The following is a 16,407-nucleotide window of genomic DNA, read 5'->3' as shown; positions in this document are numbered from 1 at the left end:
GCTCTTCGATGACGTCCGCGCCGTAGCACGCGGATCGTGTTCTCCCTTCCGCAACTTGCGTGCCGGGCCCGTTCCTCGCGTGAAGAGAACCGTGGACGGCGCGCTCGGAAGCCTCGCCCGTCAAGGCTTTCCTACGCTCTCGAACAAATCTTCGACGCTTGTCGGCGGCGTTGCCGGGGCACTGGGCGCGTGCGCTGAAACGCGCGGTGCTTTTGTCTGGGCACGTGTAAAAACTGCGTGAAAGCAGCCTGCGGCTGGCTTCGAAAGAACAAAGCCAAGCGCAAAAAACGTAGTTGTGGCGAGAGCTTAACGAACGATGGCACGGCTGTTGCTTTACTACCCGCAAACCAGCCCATTACGTCTAGAACAATCGAGGATTAGCAAGCAATGCCGCCTACACTCGAACTCCGCGCGAAGCAAACGCTCGCCCTGACGCCGCGACTTCAGCAGTCGGTCCGACTTCTTCAACTCTCATCACTGGAGTTCCAGCAGGAACTGAGAAACGCCCTCGACACCAATCCGTTTCTCGAATACGACGAGTCGCAGACCGAAGACAACGCGCTCGGCGCCGACAACGGCAACTCGATGAGCGAATCAACCGCATCGAGCGCAGCCGATGGCGCGACCGAAGCGCCGCTCGCGCCCGAAAGCGGCATGGACAGCGAGCAAAGCGCCGACACCGGGTCGCGCGATGATTCGGTCAACGAATTCTCGTCGGATCCCTTCGGCCGCGGCTCCGCACGCAACAACGGCGACGGCGAAGGCTCCGATCCCGCCGACTGGGTGCGTATCGAGCCTTCGTTGCGCGACACGCTGCACGATGCGTTGCGTATGTATCAGTTGAACGAACGCGACCGCGCCATCGCGCAGCTCATCATCGAAGCGCTCGATGACGATGGTTATCTCCGTCAGGAGTTGAGTGAGCTTGCGAACGTGGTCGAGATCGAGCCCGCGCTGAACGAAGACGAACTCACCATCGCGCTCAAGCTCGTGCAGTCGCTTGATAAACCCGGCGTCGGCGCGCGCAATCTTTCGGAATGTCTGACGCTGCAACTCGAAGCGCTCGAAGAAGACACGCCGGGGCGCGCGGTGGCGATGGAGATCGTCGCGCATCATCTGGAGCGGCTCGCGCGGCGCGAACAGGCCGAATTGCAGAAGAAAATCGGTTGCAGCGCCGATGAATTGCGCATCGCATGCGCGCTCGTGCGCCGCCTCGATCCGAAGCCGGGCGAGAACTACGGGCAAAGCGAAGACAACTACGTGGTGCCGGATGTCATCGTGCGTCAGGCGAAGCGGCAGTGGATCGTCACGATCAATCCGGCGGTGCTGCCGCGTGCGCGCATCCATCGCATGTATGCGGAGCTTTTCGCGCAGTCGGCGGGCGCGAGCCGCTCGCCGCTCGCGCAGCAGTTGCAGGAAGCGCGCTGGCTGATCCGTAACGCGCAGCAGCGTTTCACCACGATCCAGCGCGTCGCCGAATGCATCGTGTCGCATCAGAAGGCGTTCTTCGACTATGGCGAGATCGCGCTGAAGCCGCTCGTGCTGCGCGATGTCGCCGATGAGCTCGGCCTGCACGAATCGACCATCTCGCGCGCGACGGGCAACAAGTACATGGCCACGCCGCGCGGCATCTTCGAGTTCAAGCACTTCTTCCCGCGCGAGCTTTCCACCGAAAGCGGCGGCACGTGCTCGGCGGCCGCGGTGCGCGCGTTGCTGAAGGAAATGATCTCGCAGGAAAACACGCGCGATCCGCTGTCCGACGTGAGTCTCGCGAAGATGCTCGCGGATCAGGGCGTGATCGTCGCGCGCCGCACGGTGGCAAAGTACCGGCATCTGATGAAGGTGCCGCCCGCCGAGTTGCGCCGTCAGGCGAGCTGAAGCGCGCCCGCTCTTTTCACGCTCCAGAGCGCTCGGCGACGACCCGGTCAAGCGAGGCGCCTGAGCGACGTGAGCGTAGCCGAAGGCCGTCCGTTCGCGGACGGCCTTTTTTTCGCGCCGGCCTCAGCGCCAGCCGGATGCCCGGTGCGTGCGCTTTCTCGCCGCCGTCGCCGACAGCTCCGCGCCGAGCAGAAACACCGCTGCCGAGTAGTACAGCCACATGAGGATGATCGCGAGCGATCCCGCCGCGCCGAACGTGTTCGCCGTTCCCGCGTGCGCGAGATAGAACGCGAAGAGGCGCTTGCCGCCCTCGAAAAGCAGCGCGGCGGCGGTGGCGCCGAGCGCGGCGTCGCGCCAGAGCATGCGCGTCGTCGGCAGAAACTTGAGCAGCACGGTGAACGCGAGCATCAGCATGCCGATCGATATCGCGCGCCGCGTCAGTCCCGACAGCACGACGAACGGACTGCCATCGCCGAGCACCCAGTGGCCGAGCAATTCGACAAGCGCATCGAGCACGAGCACCACCGCGACGAGCAGGCCCGATCCGACCACCAGCCCGAACGACATCAGCCGCACGCGCAGCAGCGTGACGATGCTCTCGCGCGTGCTTACCGCGGGCGTCGGCCAGATGACATTGAGCGCGCTGTGCAGCGACGAAAACGTCGCCGATGCGCCGATCAGCACGCCCGCGAGCGACAGGATGGCCGTGCTGCGCGCGATATCCGCATGCCACGCGTTCGCGACGATCGCCTCCAGCGCGTGCGCCGCATCGACGCCCACGACGCCGCTGATCTCATCGAAGAGGCGGCCTTGCACGGCATCCGCGCCGAAGAACACGCTCGCCACCGCGATCACGATGACGAGCGTCGGTGCGAGCGAGAACGCGGCGAAGAACGAGATCGACGCCGAAAACATCGAGCAGTGGTCCTGCGACCATTGCTGAATCGGATCGACGATCCACGAGAGCCAGCCGAAACGCGTCGTGCGGCCCGAGGCGACGGGCGTGGATTGAGTGGGAACGTCCTGATTCATCGGCGAAAGCGTGAACGCGGCGAAAGTGTCAACCGACGATGTTAGCCCCGCCGTGCGATGCGCGTGTAAAAAAGGCGCGCTCCCTCGGGAGCGCGCCGTGTTCGGATCGCGTGCGGCGTGTTACGTCAGGGCCGGTCGGCGGCCGGGTCGGCGTCTTCATCGACGAGGCCGCGCGCGTCGTCCTCGATCTGATCGGGCAGGATATCGGCGTCGGATTCCAGATTGTTGTCGCCGTCCGCCGAGGCCGCTTCGCCCGTGCCGTAGCGGTCTGTGTCGCTGTTGAGTTCGGCTTCGGACTGGCCGAGCGCGTGGGCGTCGAGTTCGTCCTCGATCTCGCCCGGATAGCGCTTCTCGCCCTGCACGTCCGACCCGCTATCCGACGAGTCGCTCGGGCCGAGCGCGCCGGTACCGTGTCCTTTGCCGTATTCCGCGCCGTCGTCTTCCGGCGGGTTCAATGTGCTTCCGCTCATCGTGACCTCCTTCGTTCGTGTCGACGATGATTCCGCAAGTCCCGTTCCGCGAACGTTTCGGCTTCGAGCATGAAAAAACCCCGCGCCTGAGTTGCAAGCGCGGGGCCTTCACATCAAACAGACTGGCGCAGATTCAGGCCTTCGCCGAAGGACGCGCCGCACCGCTCGCGCCCTCTTTCACGGTCTTTACGGTCTTCTCGGTGACCGACGTCGCCGTCGCGACACTGCGCAAGTCGGACAGGAACGAATCGCGCCAGACCGAAAGATTGTTCTCGCGCAGCGGCACCATCATGTCGGCGTGACGCGCCTGACGCTCGGCGAGCGGCATCGACAACGCGCGCTCCAGCGCCTCGGACATCTGCGACAGATCGAACGGATTGACGACGAGCGCGCCCGGCAACTGATCCGCCGCGCCGGCGAACTGCGACAGCACGAGCGCGCCCGGATCGGCCGGGTCCTGCGACGCGACGTATTCCTTCGCGACGAGATTCATGCCGTCGCGCAGCGGCGTCACATAGCCGACCTGCGAGAGGCGGAACAGCGCCATCAGCAGATTGCGTTCGTATTTGCGGTTGAGATACTGGATCGGCGTCCAGTCGAGCTGTGCGAAGCGCCCGTTGATGCGGCCCGCCTCGCCTTCCAGGTTCTGACGGATACGCTGATAGGTCTGCACGTCCGAGCGCGTCGGCGGCGCGATCTGCACGAGCGACACGCGGCCGTGCCAGCCCGGCGCGTTCAGCAGCAGCCGCTCGAACGCCTGAAAGCGCTCGACGAGACCCTTCGAATAATCGAGCCGGTCGACGCTCATGATGAGCTTGCGGCCGCGCATGCTGTCGCGCAGGGTCTTCACCGGCTTGCGGTTCGAGAACTGCTCGGCGGATTTCGCGATGGCGTCCGGATAGATGCCGATCGGATACGCGCCCACTTTCAGCATGCGGCCGAACGCCTGCAGCATGCCGTCTTCTTCGTTGAAGTGGCCGCGGCTCGTGCGCTCCACGTAATCGATAAACGATTGCTTGTCGCTGTCTGTCTGGAAGCCGACGACGTCGTACTGGCACATCGCCGCGATCAGTTCCTCGTGCGGCGGCACGGTCCGCATGATCTCGGGTACCGGAAACGGGATGTGCAGGAAGAAACCGATCGGATTCGCGACCCCCAGCTTACGCAGCTCCTGCGCGAACGGAAGCATGTGGTAGTCATGCACCCAGATGATGTCGTCGGGCTTGAGCATCGACTTCAGCTTCGCCGCGAGGCTAGCGTTCACGCGCATGTAACCCGCGTATTCCTCGCGGTCGAAGCGCGAGAGGTCGTTGCGATAATGAAAAGCCGGCCACAGCGTAGCGTTCGAGAATCCCCGATAGTACTGGTCGTAATCGCGGCGCGTGAGGCCGACCGTCGCGTAGGTCACCTTGCCGCCTTTTTCCACCACAGGCGCGCCCGCCTCGCCGACGATCTCGCCGCTCCACCCGAACCACACGCCCCCAGTCTCCTTGAGCGCGTCCAGCACGCCGATCGCGAGGCCGCCCGCGCTGGGCTTGCCTTCCTGGATCGGTGCGACGCGATTCGATACCACGATCAATCTGCTCATTACAGCATCACCTCATCAGTTGTCGTTGCATGCTCGAATTGGCGATTAAAGGTATGCAAAAGCTGTGCCTTTTTGATGATTTTTGTAAATGAAAGTTTGTATGAAGATGTTACGGACGAACGAAAACACGCGGCCAATGCCGGCCGCGTAGAAATTTTTTGTTCTTTTGCCGGGTGCTTCGCCGGCCTGAATCACGCGTCCTGCTCGGAGCCCAGGTCGCGCTGATAGTCGATGCCCTCGCGACGCACGCCGCCCTGGTTGTGCTCGCCATCCGGCGGCGCGCCCGGCGCGGGGCGGTTCTGGCCAGCGGGATCGTGATCGGCGGGCGGCGCCGATGCGCCTTGCGCGCCGGCTGCCTTGGCCGCTTCGGCCCGTGCTTCGCGTTTGGAAGAATGACGCGCGGAGCGTCGAAGTGCGGGATGCCTCATGATGCCTCCAGAGAAGAAGGCCGTCGCGATAGTGACGTCGGCGGCGTCGGACCGTTGCGCTTTGGCAGCGCGGCTTCAGAAAAAGCGACCGGCGACAGAGCGTGTCGCCGGTCATTGTTGCGCCATCCGTTGTAATCCCTACGTCCCGGATGGAAACTTATTCAAACCTTGCACGAATTCTGGGCATTGTCCAACGTCTGCAATCCAGCGTCCTGCGGCTTTGCTAGTACACGTGCGGGGACTCGCCCGGTCCCGGCGGCGGATCGCCAATCGGCTGCGACGGAGGCACCGGCGGCTCACGCGTCGGGTCCGGATTGGTGTCGGGCGGAATCGGCGTGGGCGGCGGCTGATCGGGCGGCGTGACCGGCGGGTCCGGCGGCTGCGGCGTCTGTGCTTCTATATGAGCGCCAACGGAAGCGCGAATGGGCGTGCTGAGAGACATGGCGGACTCCTTGCGGTCTTGTGATCGTACTTTTCCCATCCAGCGCAAGGCGCCTGCGCGCGGCGCGCGGATGCATCCGATCGACAGCAAGGGCCATGCCCCTCGAACGACGTCCGTCCATACTTTCCTGTCTCATTATCGGCGTAGAAAACGCGCCTGCCAATGAAAAACGCCTGCGGTTTTAAAAGCCGCAGGCGGTGATTTCGTCTAAAGATAAGCGAAGTTCAGGTATTTTCGCTGTCGGGATCGTTGATGTCGCCGCCCTCGCCCACGGCTGCCTTATTGGCGTCCTCACCGTATTCGACGAGCCGGTTATAGAGCGTCTTCAGGCTGATGCCGAGGATTTCCGCAGCGCGCGTCTTCACGCCGCCGCACTGATCGAGCGTCGCGAGGATCAGTTGCCGGTCGGCCTGCGCGAGCGACGTGCCGAACGGAATCGTCACCGCCGTGCCCGCCGAAGGCTTCGACAAGGAAATTTGCAGCGGCACGGTCGCCGTGCTGTCCGAATCGTTTGCCGACATGATGTAGGCGCGCTGCACGTAGTTCTTCAGCTCGCGCACGTTGCCGGGCCAGTTGTACGAGGCCAGCATCTCGCGCACGGCGGCCGGGAACGCCTTCTTCGTGTTGTAGCGGGAATTCAGTTCGTCGAGGAACGCCTGGCCGAGCAGTTCGACGTCCTTGCCGCGTTCGCGCAGCGGCGGCAGGTTGATCGGAAACACGTTCAGGCGGTGATACAGGTCGAGGCGTAGCTTGCCTTCGAGCACGGCCTGCTCGGGGTCGCGGTTGGTCGCGGCGATCAGGCGCACGTCCGTCTCGAGCTCCTTGGTCGTGCCGACGCGCATGAACATGCCGGTCTCCAGCACGCGCAGGAGCTTCACCTGAAGCTCGATCGGCATTTCGGTGATCTCGTCGAGGAACAGCGTGCCGCCGTTCGCGCGCTCGAAGTAACCCTTGTGCTGGCGATCCGCGCCCGTGAAGGAGCCGCGCTCGTGCCCGAACATCTCCGATTCGATCAGGTTCGGCGAGATCGCGCCGCAGTTCACCGCGATGAACGCATGCTTGCGGCGCAGCGACAGCTCGTGCAGCGTCTGCGCGGCGACTTCCTTGCCGGTGCCCGACTCGCCGATCAGCAGCACCGACGCGGCCGTCGGCGCGACTCGCCCGATCTGGTCGTACACCGTCTGCATCGTGGGCGAATTGCCGAGCATCAGACCGAAGCGGCCCATGCGCCGCAGTTCGCCGCGCAGCGTGCCGATTTCCGCCTTCAGGTCGCCCGCGCGCGGCAGGCGCGACAGAATGGCCTTCACGCGCTGCATGTTGATCGGCTTGACGAGATAGTCGGCGGCGCCCATCTTGAGCGCGCTGACGGCGGATTCCACCGTCGCGTGACCGGTGATGACGATCACTTCGACGCCCGAGCGCGGGTCGAGATCCTCGAACAGATCGACGCCGGTGCCGTCGGGCAGTTTCAGATCGGTGAATACGACGTCCGGCGTCTGCCGCACGAGCTGAATGCGCGCCTCGCGCAAGTCGCCGGCGGTGGCCGTCGTCAAACCGTCTTCGCCGATGATCGCGGCTAGCGCCTCGCGGGTACTGGGATCGTCATCGACAATCAATACGTGTGGCATTGCGTCTCGAATTCTTCCAAAGCGTTTCAGGGTCACACGCCGGCTGATGGCGTGGTCTTCTCCGTGCGGCCAGGCGCTGCACGGGCCGGTGCGATTCACGGTTGCGCGCGATCGATAGCGACCTGCGCAACGCGACATGCGCGATAAATAGAATAATTTCCGATGTTCTGCACGCTTGGCGCCGATCGACGTAAGTTTTGCCAATTAGGCCGCTTTATCGCCGAACTTTCACAGATTATAAGCGTTCATCAAGACAGAAACGCACGCTGGTTCAGCGTGCGTATCATTGGTCACATCATTAAAGCGTCGGCCGCTCGAAATATCGGCCTCGCTCCTGCACTACCGGTCAACTGCGCGGGAAGTGCCACGCGTCGGGCGTTCCGCCTACCGCGCCGCGGCCGTTGACCACCTTGGCGCTCGCGCCGGTCGCCGGTGACAGCACCTTGCCGCCTTCGTCTTCCCACCGGTTCAGATCACGCGCCGCGCGCCGGCCTGCTGCATCCTGCGATTGCACCCATTTCCATGCGAGAACGCTGCCTACCGCGAACAGCGCGCCGAAGATTCCGATCGAAGGCCGTGCCATGTGTGTTCTCTCCCGTTGTAAAGATAAGTTGCTGGGCGAATCAGCGCGAAACCAAAAGCCCCACCAGGAAGCCGACGCCCGCGGCAATGCCGAGCGACTGCCACGGATTGTCCTTCACGTATTTCTCAGTGCAATCGACGCCCGCGCGGTAGCGGCTTTGCGCGCTCGACTGCGCGTCTTCCAGCGCGACACGCGCCGAATCGACGTGATCGCGCAGACGCGAGCGCAGCGCCTCGACACCCTCGCCCGGCAGCGTCGCCGACAATCTCAGCAATTCCTCGGAGTCGTTCAGCAACACCTTGATGTCTTCAATGATCTTTTGCTTGCCCAACGCAAGCTGGACAGTCGTCTGACTCATGAAATGTAGTCCTCGCCCAAGTGGGTTGTTGTCTGAAGCGGGCCGTAGCGTCGCTGCGTCAGTGCGTCTCTGCGACCGCCACGCGCTGCACGGCGAGCCGATCGCCCGCGGCAACGCGCGCCCGCAGGCTGCGCACGACGCCGCTCGCCATCAGCGCGCCGCCCATCGCGGCGAACACGAGGCTCGTCACGTTCGCGGCGCGTGCGAGCGCCGGGGTGCCCGCTGCATAGCCTAGCACCGCGCACATCAGCGCGGTCACGAGCGCGACGGCGGCCCAGTGATAGATGTCGATCGGCTCGCCCGTCGCGAGTTCCGGGCGCGGACCGCCCGAACCGTACGTGCGGCGGGCGCGGGACGGCCGCTCGGGTACCGCGACGTCGAAATTAAAGTAGTTATCCATGATGCTTGCCTCTCTCGCCCATCCTCGTGTGCGCGCCTTCGAAGCAGATGCTTGTCGGCGACTTTCGAATAGGAATCACGATGACCCCACGCACGCAGCTTTCGTGCCATGCCAGCGATCGGCATGCGGCGATACGTTTCAGTGCGGGTGAGACGATGATCGGGTAACAATTACGCCATGGTCTTGTAAATTCTGAGAGGCGAAAGGAGAACCTTTCCGGAACGCGCCGCGCCGCTCAGACAAATTGCATCGCGCTCCGACCGGCACATTGCCGCAATGTCGTTGCGAATGGTTAAATAGCGTTTATGAGATAGGCTCGTTTGCAACGAACTCGCGATGCGATTGCATCCGGTGCAGACGATTCTGGACCGACGCACGACCAGGAAACGCGGCTCACCGAAATCGTGAGCACGACGGGCAACGCGCACGGGCGCGTCATATGCCGATGGGCGCGGTCATCCACGGTTGCGCCGCTCACGCGCGCCGACCCGCGCTCGCGGCCGGCGGCCACCGGGGCACACGCGCACGCCGCAGGGCGCCCGCCCGCACACCACACACGCAGAACTCAGGAACGATCAGGACACATGGCGTCAACCGATCTGGATCCGCCGCCCATCGCGGTCGGCGATACACCCGCGCAGAGAAAGCGCAACACGGGAGAAGTGCCGGGATTGAAGTCCTATGGACTGCTCTACGGCTCGTCGCCCGTGATGCAGGAGTTGTACGCGCAGATCGAGCGCGTCGCCGCCACCGATGCGACTGCGCTCATCATCGGCGAATCGGGTACGGGCAAGGAGCTCGTCGCCCGGACGATTCACGACCACAGCGCGCGCAAGGACGCGCCGTTCATCGCCGTGAACTGCGGCGCGATTCCGGACAATCTGATCGAAGCCGAGCTTTTCGGCCACGAGAAAGGCAGCTTCACGGGCGCGGTGCAGGGGCGCATCGGCTATTTCGAGCACGCAAACGGCGGCACGCTCTTTCTCGACGAGGTGACGGAAATGTCGCCCGTGCGGCAGGTGAAGCTGCTGCGCGCGCTGGAGACGGGCACGTTCTTTCGCGTCGGCGGCAACGATCTCATCAGTTCGGACGTGCGGGTGATCGCCGCGACCAACCGCGATCCTGTTACGGCGGTGAAGGAAAACGGCCTGCGCGAGGATCTGATGTATCGCCTCGCCGTCTTTCCGCTGCGCGCGCCGCCTTTGCGCGAGCGCGATTCGGACCGTGAGCTGCTCGCGCAACATTTCCTCTCGGAAATGAACGCGCAGGAAGGCACGAGCAAGGCTTTCAGCAAGCGCGCGCTCGATGTGCTGCGCACGTACTCGTGGCCAGGCAACGTGCGGGAACTGAAGAACACGGTCTATCGCGCGTTCATTCTCGCGGAGAAGACGGTGGAGATCGCGCATCCGCATCTCGCGTCGCGCGTGAAGAAACCGGTCACGCAGGGCGACGCGATGAACGTCTGGGTCGGCACCCCGCTCGCCGATGCGCAAAAGCAGATCATCCTCGGCACGCTCAAGCACTGCGGCGGTGACAAGCGGCGCGCGGCGAAGGCCCTCGGCGTGAGTCTGAAGACCTTGTACAACCGCCTTGGCGCGTATGAAAACGAGGACACCGAAGGCGGCGAAGCGGCTTCAGGCAGCGATAGCTAGACGCTGGTTCGCAACGTCCAAGAAGCGAGCGCGCACGGCAGCGCTCGCTTTCTTTTTGCCTGCGATCGATACGCGGATCGCAACGTCCTCCCTTCGCTTGCAATTTCTTGCAAATTTCTCGACACGTTAATTAGAAGCATGCTTCAAAATGCGCGAAGCCCGCGCATCATGCCGTCTTTGTGTTTGCGGGCAGTGACTTGATGGCGATAGCTCAAGAGGATTCGAGCACGAGGCCAGCATCGGAAAACGGTAGACGAAGGAAAAGCAACATGCAGATCAGGGTCCACCGGCGCGGCCCGCGCGCCGCCACGCTCGTCGCGATCATCTCGGGCGCCATTGCCTGCGTGAGCCTCAGCGGATGCAATTCGCTCTACAGCGAAGGCGCGACGGCAGGCGCCGGTATCGCCGGCGCGGCGATAGCGAACAGCGTCACCAGCAACGCGGCGGTGGCGACGGGCATCGGCCTCGGCGCGGTCGCCGCGGCGCGCGCGGGGGTGCAGTACACGCAGCGCGTCACCCACACCAACACGCAGGATCAGATCGCGTCGGTCGCCGGGCCGCTCGCGGTGGGCGCGGTCGCGCCGTGGAAGGTCGTGCATTCGGTGCCAATCGAGGACGACGAAAAAGGCCGCGTGACGGTGAGTCGCACCATCAGCAGCGGCGTGCTCGATTGCAAGGAAATCGTGTTCTCCGTCGATCGCGACGCGACGAAGGACCGCCCTGCCGGCAGCGCGTTCTACGTGGCGTCGGTGTGCCGTGACGGCGACAAGTGGAAGTGGGCGTCGGCCGAGCCGGCCACGCCGCGTTGGGGCTCGCTGCAATGACGCTGTCTCTCGACGTACCTCTCGCGCTGCGTCTCGGACTCATCGCGGCGGGCGCCGCCGCGTGCGTGACGATGAGCGGCTGCGCGTCGATCGGCGCCGCGGCCGGTGCGACGGCCGGTATCGCGACTGGCGCGTTCACGACGAATCCGGCCATCGGCCTCGGCGTGGGCATCGCGGTGCAGGCCGCCACCGACGAGGCGGTCAAACGCGTGACCAAATCGCTGCATCAGGATCAGCAGGTGATGATCGCCGTGACGGCCGGCATGTCGCAGATCGGCGAGACGCGGTCGTGGAAGGTCAAACACACCTTGCCGGTCGAGAACGGGCACGGCGAAGTGCGCGTGCTGCGCGAATTCAGCAGCGCGCTCGCGACGTGCAAGGAGTTCGCCTTCTCGGTGGTCGATGGCGACGACGCGAAAGCGCCCGCCGAGTGGTTCATCGCGACGGCCTGCCAGCAGCCGGAAGGCTGGAAATGGGCGTCGGCGGAGCCTGCGGTCGAGCGGTGGGGGAATTTGCAGTAATTCGTTGCTGGGCCTCAAAGAGCGCGGTTTCCTCAGGGACACCGCGCTTTTTTCATGTTTCAGCCGTTCGCAATCGCCTCCAGCGCGACGCGCGCGAGAAAACCACTGCGCGTCTCGTGGCGCGCCTCGACGTAGCTGTCGATCTTGTGCAGCACGAAACGCGGAAGGCTGATGTTGATGCGCTCCGGCCGCGAATCGAGCTTCGACAGATCGACTTCGACGTAGGCCCAGATTGCGCCGGCGAAGTCGGGATCGACGATCAGTTCCTCGATGCTCCGCGACGTGATCGAGACTTCCACGCCGTCTTCGATGATCGTCTCGATGTGGAAAAAGATAGCTTCCCTGGCATTTTGGATCGCTTCGTCGATCGTGTCGCCGGCGGAGAAAACGCCGGGCACATTGGGCACGGTCACGCCGTAGCAGCTTTCGGGATCTTTGTGAATGGCGAGGGCAAATTCCATGTCCGGCTCCGTTACGACGAATACAGACGGTTGAGCAATCCGGCGCCTTTCAGCACTGATCTGACTGTCCCGATCGCCACGTCTTTCTTTGGATGAACCACGGTCACGCGACCGTTTTTGGTCCTGTGATTGAAATGATGATGACTGCCTCGGATGCGAACCAGCTCCCAACCATCATCCAGCAGCATTCGTATCAAGCGCGATGACTCCATCTCGTCTCCGAATGCTGCGTGTGTACTATTACACACGCAGTGATGTTCTTCAAGACGAGAAAATTACGGTCTAGCGCGTTCTGCGTACATTCAGCCAAATGGCCAATCCAATGCAAAAGCGCGGCGCCGTCACCGGCCACCGCGCTTTTTCATCGACTCGAATCGAGGCCCTTCAAGCCTCCACATCCTCCAGACTCAGCATCTCCGTCTGGTCGTTATACGAGAAGATCTCGCCATACCGTCCCCAGTCGATGACCGCGTCGAGCGTTTCCTGCGCGGCCTTGTCGGAGAGAAAATCCTCCAGTTCCTGCTCGAAGCGCACACGCGGCGCGCGATGCCCCGGACGCTCGTTGAGCACCTTCTTGATCCGCGCCGCCAGCGGCACGTGCCGCAGCAGATGCTCCGCGAACATCATCTTGCGTTCCTGCGTGCCGAATTCCGCGAACACGCGCGCCTGCGGCGTCAGATAGATATCGCCCTCGCGCACATCCGCGAAGCCGAGATGCTGCAGCACTTCCGCGACCGGGAACAGATCGTCCACTTCGAGATGCAGCGTGCGCGCGATTTCCGGCATGTCCGCTCGACCGTGATAAGGCTCCGCCGCGAGCGTTTCGATGAGACCCGCCATCAGGTTGGTCGACACCGACGGCAGCCAGGTGCCCAGCTCCAGCCCCTTCTTCCTCGCCTCGTCCATCTGGCGCGCGGTCATCTTCGCGTAGATATCGTCGACGAGACGCCGGAACGCCGGATCCAGACGGTTGCGCGGATGCTTGAACGGCACCTTGATCTCGGCCATCACGCGCCCCGGATTGGACGACAGCACCAGAATGCGGTCGCACATGAACACCGCTTCCTCGATGTTGTGCGTGACGATCAGCACCGATTTGATCGGCATGCGCCCCTGCGTCCACAGGTCGAGCAGATCGGTGCGCAGGTTTTCGGCGGTCAGCACGTCGAGCGCGGAGAACGGCTCGTCCATCAGCAGCAGCGTCGGATCGACGACGAGCGCTCGCGCGAAGCCCACGCGCTGCCGCATGCCGCCCGACAGCTCGCGCGGATACGCGTTCTCGAAGCCGTCGAGGCCGATCAGGTCGATCGCCGCGAGCGCGCGTTCACGCCGCTCGCGCGCGCCCACGCCCTGCGCTTCCAGACCGGCTTCCACGTTCTGCAGCACGGTCAGCCACGGAAACAGCGCGAACGTCTGGAACACCATCGCGACGCCCTTCGCGGGTCCGCGCAACGGCTCGTTCAGATACGTCACTTCGCCGGCGGTCGGCTCGATGAGTCCGGCGATGATGCGCAACAGCGTCGACTTGCCCGAGCCCGAACGTCCGAGCAGGCCGACGATCTCGCCTTCGCGCAGCGAGAGGTTGGCGTCGTCGAGCACGAGCAGTTCGCCCTGCGTCTTGTTGAAGCCGCGGCTCACGTTCGCGACGCGCAGGATTTCCGCGCCGAGGCGCGGCGGCGTGCCTTGCGGGCGCTGGAAGCCAGGCGCCGCGGCCGTCTGCGTATTTTTCAGGTTCTGCATCGGAACTCGTCCTCAATCCAGCCGGAGTCTTGCTTCGGCGTAGGCGTATAGCGGGCGCCACAACAGTCGGTTGAACAGCGTGACGAACAGCGACATCACAGCGATGCCGAGAATGATTTTCGGATAGTCGCCCGCGGCCGTGGTCTGGGCGATGTAGGCGCCGAGGCCGTGCGCGACGACCTCCGTCTTGCCCCACGACACCGCTTCCGCGACGATGCTGGCGTTCCACGCGCCGCCCGACGCGGTGATCGCGCCGGTGATGTAGTACGGGAAGATGCCCGGCAGCATGCACTTCTTCCACCACTGCCAGCCGCGGATCTGGAAGTTGGTCGCGGCCTCGCGATAATCGTTCGGATAGGAGGACGCCCCCGCGATCACGTTGAAGAGGATATACCACTGCGTGCCGAGCACGATGAGCGGCGACAGCCAGATATCCGGATTCAGATCCCAGCGCACGATCACCACGACGAACACCGGAAACAGCAGATTCGCCGGGAAAGCGGCGAGGAACTGGGCGAGCGGCTGGATCTTTTCCGCGAGCGCCGGCCGCAGGCCGATCAGCACGCCGACGGGCACCCAGATCACCGACGCGATCGCGATCAGCACCACCACCCGCAACAGCGTGATGAAGCCCATCAGGAACACGTGGCCGACTTCGCCCCAGGTGACGCCCGTCGCGACGAACGCCGCGACCTTCCACACGACGAACACCGCGATCAGCAGCACGAGCGTGCCCCACGCGATATCGCCCGTGCGCGTGGACGGCACCTTGGCGCGCAGCGGCAGCCCCACGTTCTCGAAGGCCCCCTGCAGCGACGGCAGTTTGATCGGCACACGCGCGAGCTTCGCGAGAATCCAGCCCGCCGGCACCAGCAGCCGGTGAATCAGGCGCGTGCGGCGGATCAGGTCGAGCAGCCACGAAGACGGCTCGTTGCCCGAACTGGTGGTCTCCATGCGGAACTTGTCCGCCCACGCGACCAGCGGACGGAACATCAGCTGATCGTAAGCGAGGATGACGACGATCATCGCGAGGATCACCCAGCCGATCGCGCCGAGATTGCGCTCGCCGATCGCCGCGGCCAGATACGCGCCGATGCCCGGCAGCACGATCGTGCGGTTGCCGACCGTGATCGCCTCGGACGCGACCACGAAAAACCAGCCGCCCGACATCGACATCATCATGTTCCAGATGAGGCCGGGCATCGAGAACGGCACTTCGAGCTTCCAGAAGCGCTGCCAGTTGGTGAGGTGAAAGCCGCGCGAAACTTCGTCCAGATCGCGCGGCACCGTGCGCAGCGACTGGTAGAAGCTGAAGGTCATGTTCCACGCCTGGCTCGTGAAGATCGCGAAGATCGCCGCGCATTCCGCGCCGATCACGCGCCCCGGGAACATCGCGAGGAAGAACGTGACGGTGAAGGAGATATAGCCCAGCACCGGCACCGATTGGAGGATGTCGAGAATCGGCACGAGCACGATCGACGCGCGCCGGCTTTTCGCCGCGAGCGTGCCGTAGACCAGCGTGAAGATCAGCGATGCAACCATCGCGATCAGCATGCGCAGGGTCGTGCGCAGCGCGTATTCGGGAAGGTTCGACGGGTCGAGCGAGATCGCCTGGGTCTGCAACGTGGAGATCGGCGCCAGGGTTTCGTGAAAGCCGACGGCGGCGAGCGCGATGATGCAGATGATCATCGGGAACGCGACGAAATCCCAGCGGTTGGGCAGGAGCCGCCACGCCGACGCATTCGCCATGCGATTCAGATTGAAACCAAATTCCATGCAAGGCCCTCCCCGTAAGGCTTTGTTCCGACCGCGCGAGCGCGGGATGTTGCTTGAGACGGCAAGCGAGCCGTCCGGCGGGCAAGACGCCTTTCCCCGAGTCGGCCCATGCTCAACGCACAGGGCCGCCGAAACGACGACACGTTCAGCGCCGTTTGGCGGCGCCATGCAGTCGCCGTCTCGGATATAGTCCGCGCTGAACCGAGCGACACTACACCAACCGTCGTGACAGGCACAACCTTCATGCGGTCTGGCGCGCCATTCGTGCGATGTTTCTGTTGCTCTTCGGCACGGCGCGGGCAAAATGAAGGTCAGGCCGCGTCGAATGCATCCGGCGCGCGTGCCGTCGCTTCCTTTCAGTCTGGCTACGTTTCGATCGAGCCGGACGGCGAGGCGCGCAACGCGATCAAGCGGCGCGCGTCCGCTATATTGGATGCACTTCGTCCTTCGTCACAAGGCGCTTGATAGGCGGCAAAAAACATCGTCCAATCTTGGCTTATCACGAACAATAAATTGAGCGCCGATGCGATGCGAGACGCCAGATTCGAGCCGGAAGACCGCGTGAGCCACACCCGCCGCCCCGTGGCGAGCGTGAGTTCAGGCGCGGCAGACATCACGCGCTGCAA

18 protein-coding genes are annotated in these 16,407 nt (G+C 63.9%); 4 read left to right on the top strand and 14 right to left on the bottom strand.

What is annotated here, in order from left to right; translation table 11 throughout:
• Window positions 1–387 precede the first annotated feature (387 nt).
• Window positions 388–1,878, top strand: a complete 1,491-nt coding sequence (locus tag NK8_RS04160) for an RNA polymerase factor sigma-54 (protein ID WP_213227612.1) — start codon at window positions 388–390, stop codon at window positions 1,876–1,878.
• Between the two features lie 123 nt (window positions 1,879–2,001).
• Here the strand turns inward: NK8_RS04160 and NK8_RS04155 are convergent, their stop codons facing one another.
• The 9 genes from NK8_RS04155 to NK8_RS04115 all read right to left on the bottom strand — a co-directional run bounded on the left by NK8_RS04155 (window position 2,002) and on the right by NK8_RS04115 (window position 8,807).
• A complete protein-coding gene (locus NK8_RS04155) occupies window positions 2,002–2,910 on the bottom strand; it encodes a YihY/virulence factor BrkB family protein (protein WP_213227610.1) in 909 nt (302 codons plus the stop codon).
• Between the two features lie 125 nt (window positions 2,911–3,035).
• Window positions 3,036–3,380 carry a chemotaxis protein gene (locus NK8_RS04150; protein ID WP_213227608.1) on the bottom strand — a complete coding sequence of 115 codons (345 nt, stop codon included), beginning with the start codon at window positions 3,378–3,380 and terminating at the stop codon, window positions 3,036–3,038.
• A gap of 133 nt (window positions 3,381–3,513) precedes the next feature.
• Window positions 3,514–4,968 carry an alpha,alpha-trehalose-phosphate synthase (UDP-forming) gene (gene otsA / locus NK8_RS04145; RefSeq protein ID WP_162065205.1) on the bottom strand — a complete coding sequence of 485 codons (1,455 nt, stop codon included), beginning with the start codon at window positions 4,966–4,968 and terminating at the stop codon, window positions 3,514–3,516.
• A 191-nt stretch (window positions 4,969–5,159) separates the two neighbouring features.
• Window positions 5,160–5,396, bottom strand: a complete 237-nt coding sequence (locus tag NK8_RS04140) for a hypothetical protein (protein ID WP_061179481.1) — start codon at window positions 5,394–5,396, stop codon at window positions 5,160–5,162.
• 223 nt (window positions 5,397–5,619) lie between these two features.
• Window positions 5,620–5,838 (bottom strand): hypothetical protein, encoded by a 219-nt coding sequence (locus NK8_RS04135; protein WP_213227606.1) that lies wholly within the window; start codon window positions 5,836–5,838, stop codon window positions 5,620–5,622.
• A gap of 224 nt (window positions 5,839–6,062) precedes the next feature.
• On the bottom strand, window positions 6,063–7,466 hold the full coding sequence (locus NK8_RS04130) for a sigma-54 dependent transcriptional regulator (RefSeq protein WP_061179472.1): 1,404 nt from the start codon (window positions 7,464–7,466) through the stop codon (window positions 6,063–6,065).
• A gap of 346 nt (window positions 7,467–7,812) precedes the next feature.
• Entirely contained in the window at window positions 7,813–8,049 is a 237-nt protein-coding gene (locus NK8_RS04125) for a hypothetical protein (RefSeq protein ID WP_162065203.1), read from the bottom strand.
• 40 nt (window positions 8,050–8,089) lie between these two features.
• Entirely contained in the window at window positions 8,090–8,407 is a 318-nt protein-coding gene (locus tag NK8_RS04120; protein WP_162065202.1) for a YqjD family protein, read from the bottom strand.
• Between the two features lie 58 nt (window positions 8,408–8,465).
• The gene (locus NK8_RS04115) at window positions 8,466–8,807 is read right to left on the bottom strand and encodes a hypothetical protein (RefSeq protein ID WP_162065201.1); all 342 of its coding nucleotides are present in this window, start codon (window positions 8,805–8,807) and stop codon (window positions 8,466–8,468) included.
• A gap of 584 nt (window positions 8,808–9,391) precedes the next feature.
• Here NK8_RS04115 and NK8_RS04110 point away from each other — a divergent pair.
• The 3 genes from NK8_RS04110 (at window position 9,392) to NK8_RS04100 (ending at window position 11,804) form a co-directional block, all read left to right on the top strand.
• Window positions 9,392–10,459, top strand: coding sequence for a sigma-54-dependent Fis family transcriptional regulator (locus NK8_RS04110; protein ID WP_213227604.1), 1,068 nt, complete (start codon window positions 9,392–9,394; stop codon window positions 10,457–10,459).
• 269 nt (window positions 10,460–10,728) lie between these two features.
• A complete protein-coding gene (locus tag NK8_RS04105; RefSeq protein ID WP_213227602.1) occupies window positions 10,729–11,283 on the top strand; it encodes a hypothetical protein in 555 nt (184 codons plus the stop codon).
• Window positions 11,280–11,804 carry a hypothetical protein gene (locus NK8_RS04100; protein ID WP_162065198.1) on the top strand — a complete coding sequence of 175 codons (525 nt, stop codon included), beginning with the start codon at window positions 11,280–11,282 and terminating at the stop codon, window positions 11,802–11,804. Before NK8_RS04105 ends, NK8_RS04100 begins: the two co-directional genes overlap by 4 nt.
• 59 nt (window positions 11,805–11,863) lie before the next feature.
• On the opposite strand, the gene NK8_RS04095 is transcribed toward NK8_RS04100, so the two are convergent.
• From NK8_RS04095 to NK8_RS04075, 5 genes are all read right to left on the bottom strand, one after another.
• On the bottom strand, window positions 11,864–12,265 hold the full coding sequence (locus NK8_RS04095) for a type II toxin-antitoxin system HicB family antitoxin (protein WP_162065197.1): 402 nt from the start codon (window positions 12,263–12,265) through the stop codon (window positions 11,864–11,866).
• Between the two features lie 11 nt (window positions 12,266–12,276).
• On the bottom strand, window positions 12,277–12,477 hold the full coding sequence (locus NK8_RS04090) for a type II toxin-antitoxin system HicA family toxin (protein WP_213227600.1): 201 nt from the start codon (window positions 12,475–12,477) through the stop codon (window positions 12,277–12,279).
• A gap of 172 nt (window positions 12,478–12,649) precedes the next feature.
• Window positions 12,650–14,005, bottom strand: a complete 1,356-nt coding sequence (locus NK8_RS04085) for an AAA-associated domain-containing protein (RefSeq protein ID WP_162065195.1) — start codon at window positions 14,003–14,005, stop codon at window positions 12,650–12,652.
• 12 nt (window positions 14,006–14,017) lie between these two features.
• Entirely contained in the window at window positions 14,018–15,781 is a 1,764-nt protein-coding gene (locus tag NK8_RS04080) for an ABC transporter permease subunit (protein ID WP_213227598.1), read from the bottom strand.
• Between the two features lie 365 nt (window positions 15,782–16,146).
• Window positions 16,147–16,395, bottom strand: a complete 249-nt coding sequence (locus tag NK8_RS04075) for a hypothetical protein (protein WP_162065193.1) — start codon at window positions 16,393–16,395, stop codon at window positions 16,147–16,149.
• Between the last annotated feature and the right edge of the window lie 12 nt (window positions 16,396–16,407).

The organism is Caballeronia sp. NK8 (assembly GCF_018408855.1).
Lineage (GTDB): Bacteria > Pseudomonadota > Gammaproteobacteria > Burkholderiales > Burkholderiaceae > Caballeronia.
The sequence above is the reverse complement of the archived record's forward strand: the minus strand, read 5'-3'. Positions and strand labels throughout refer to the sequence as shown.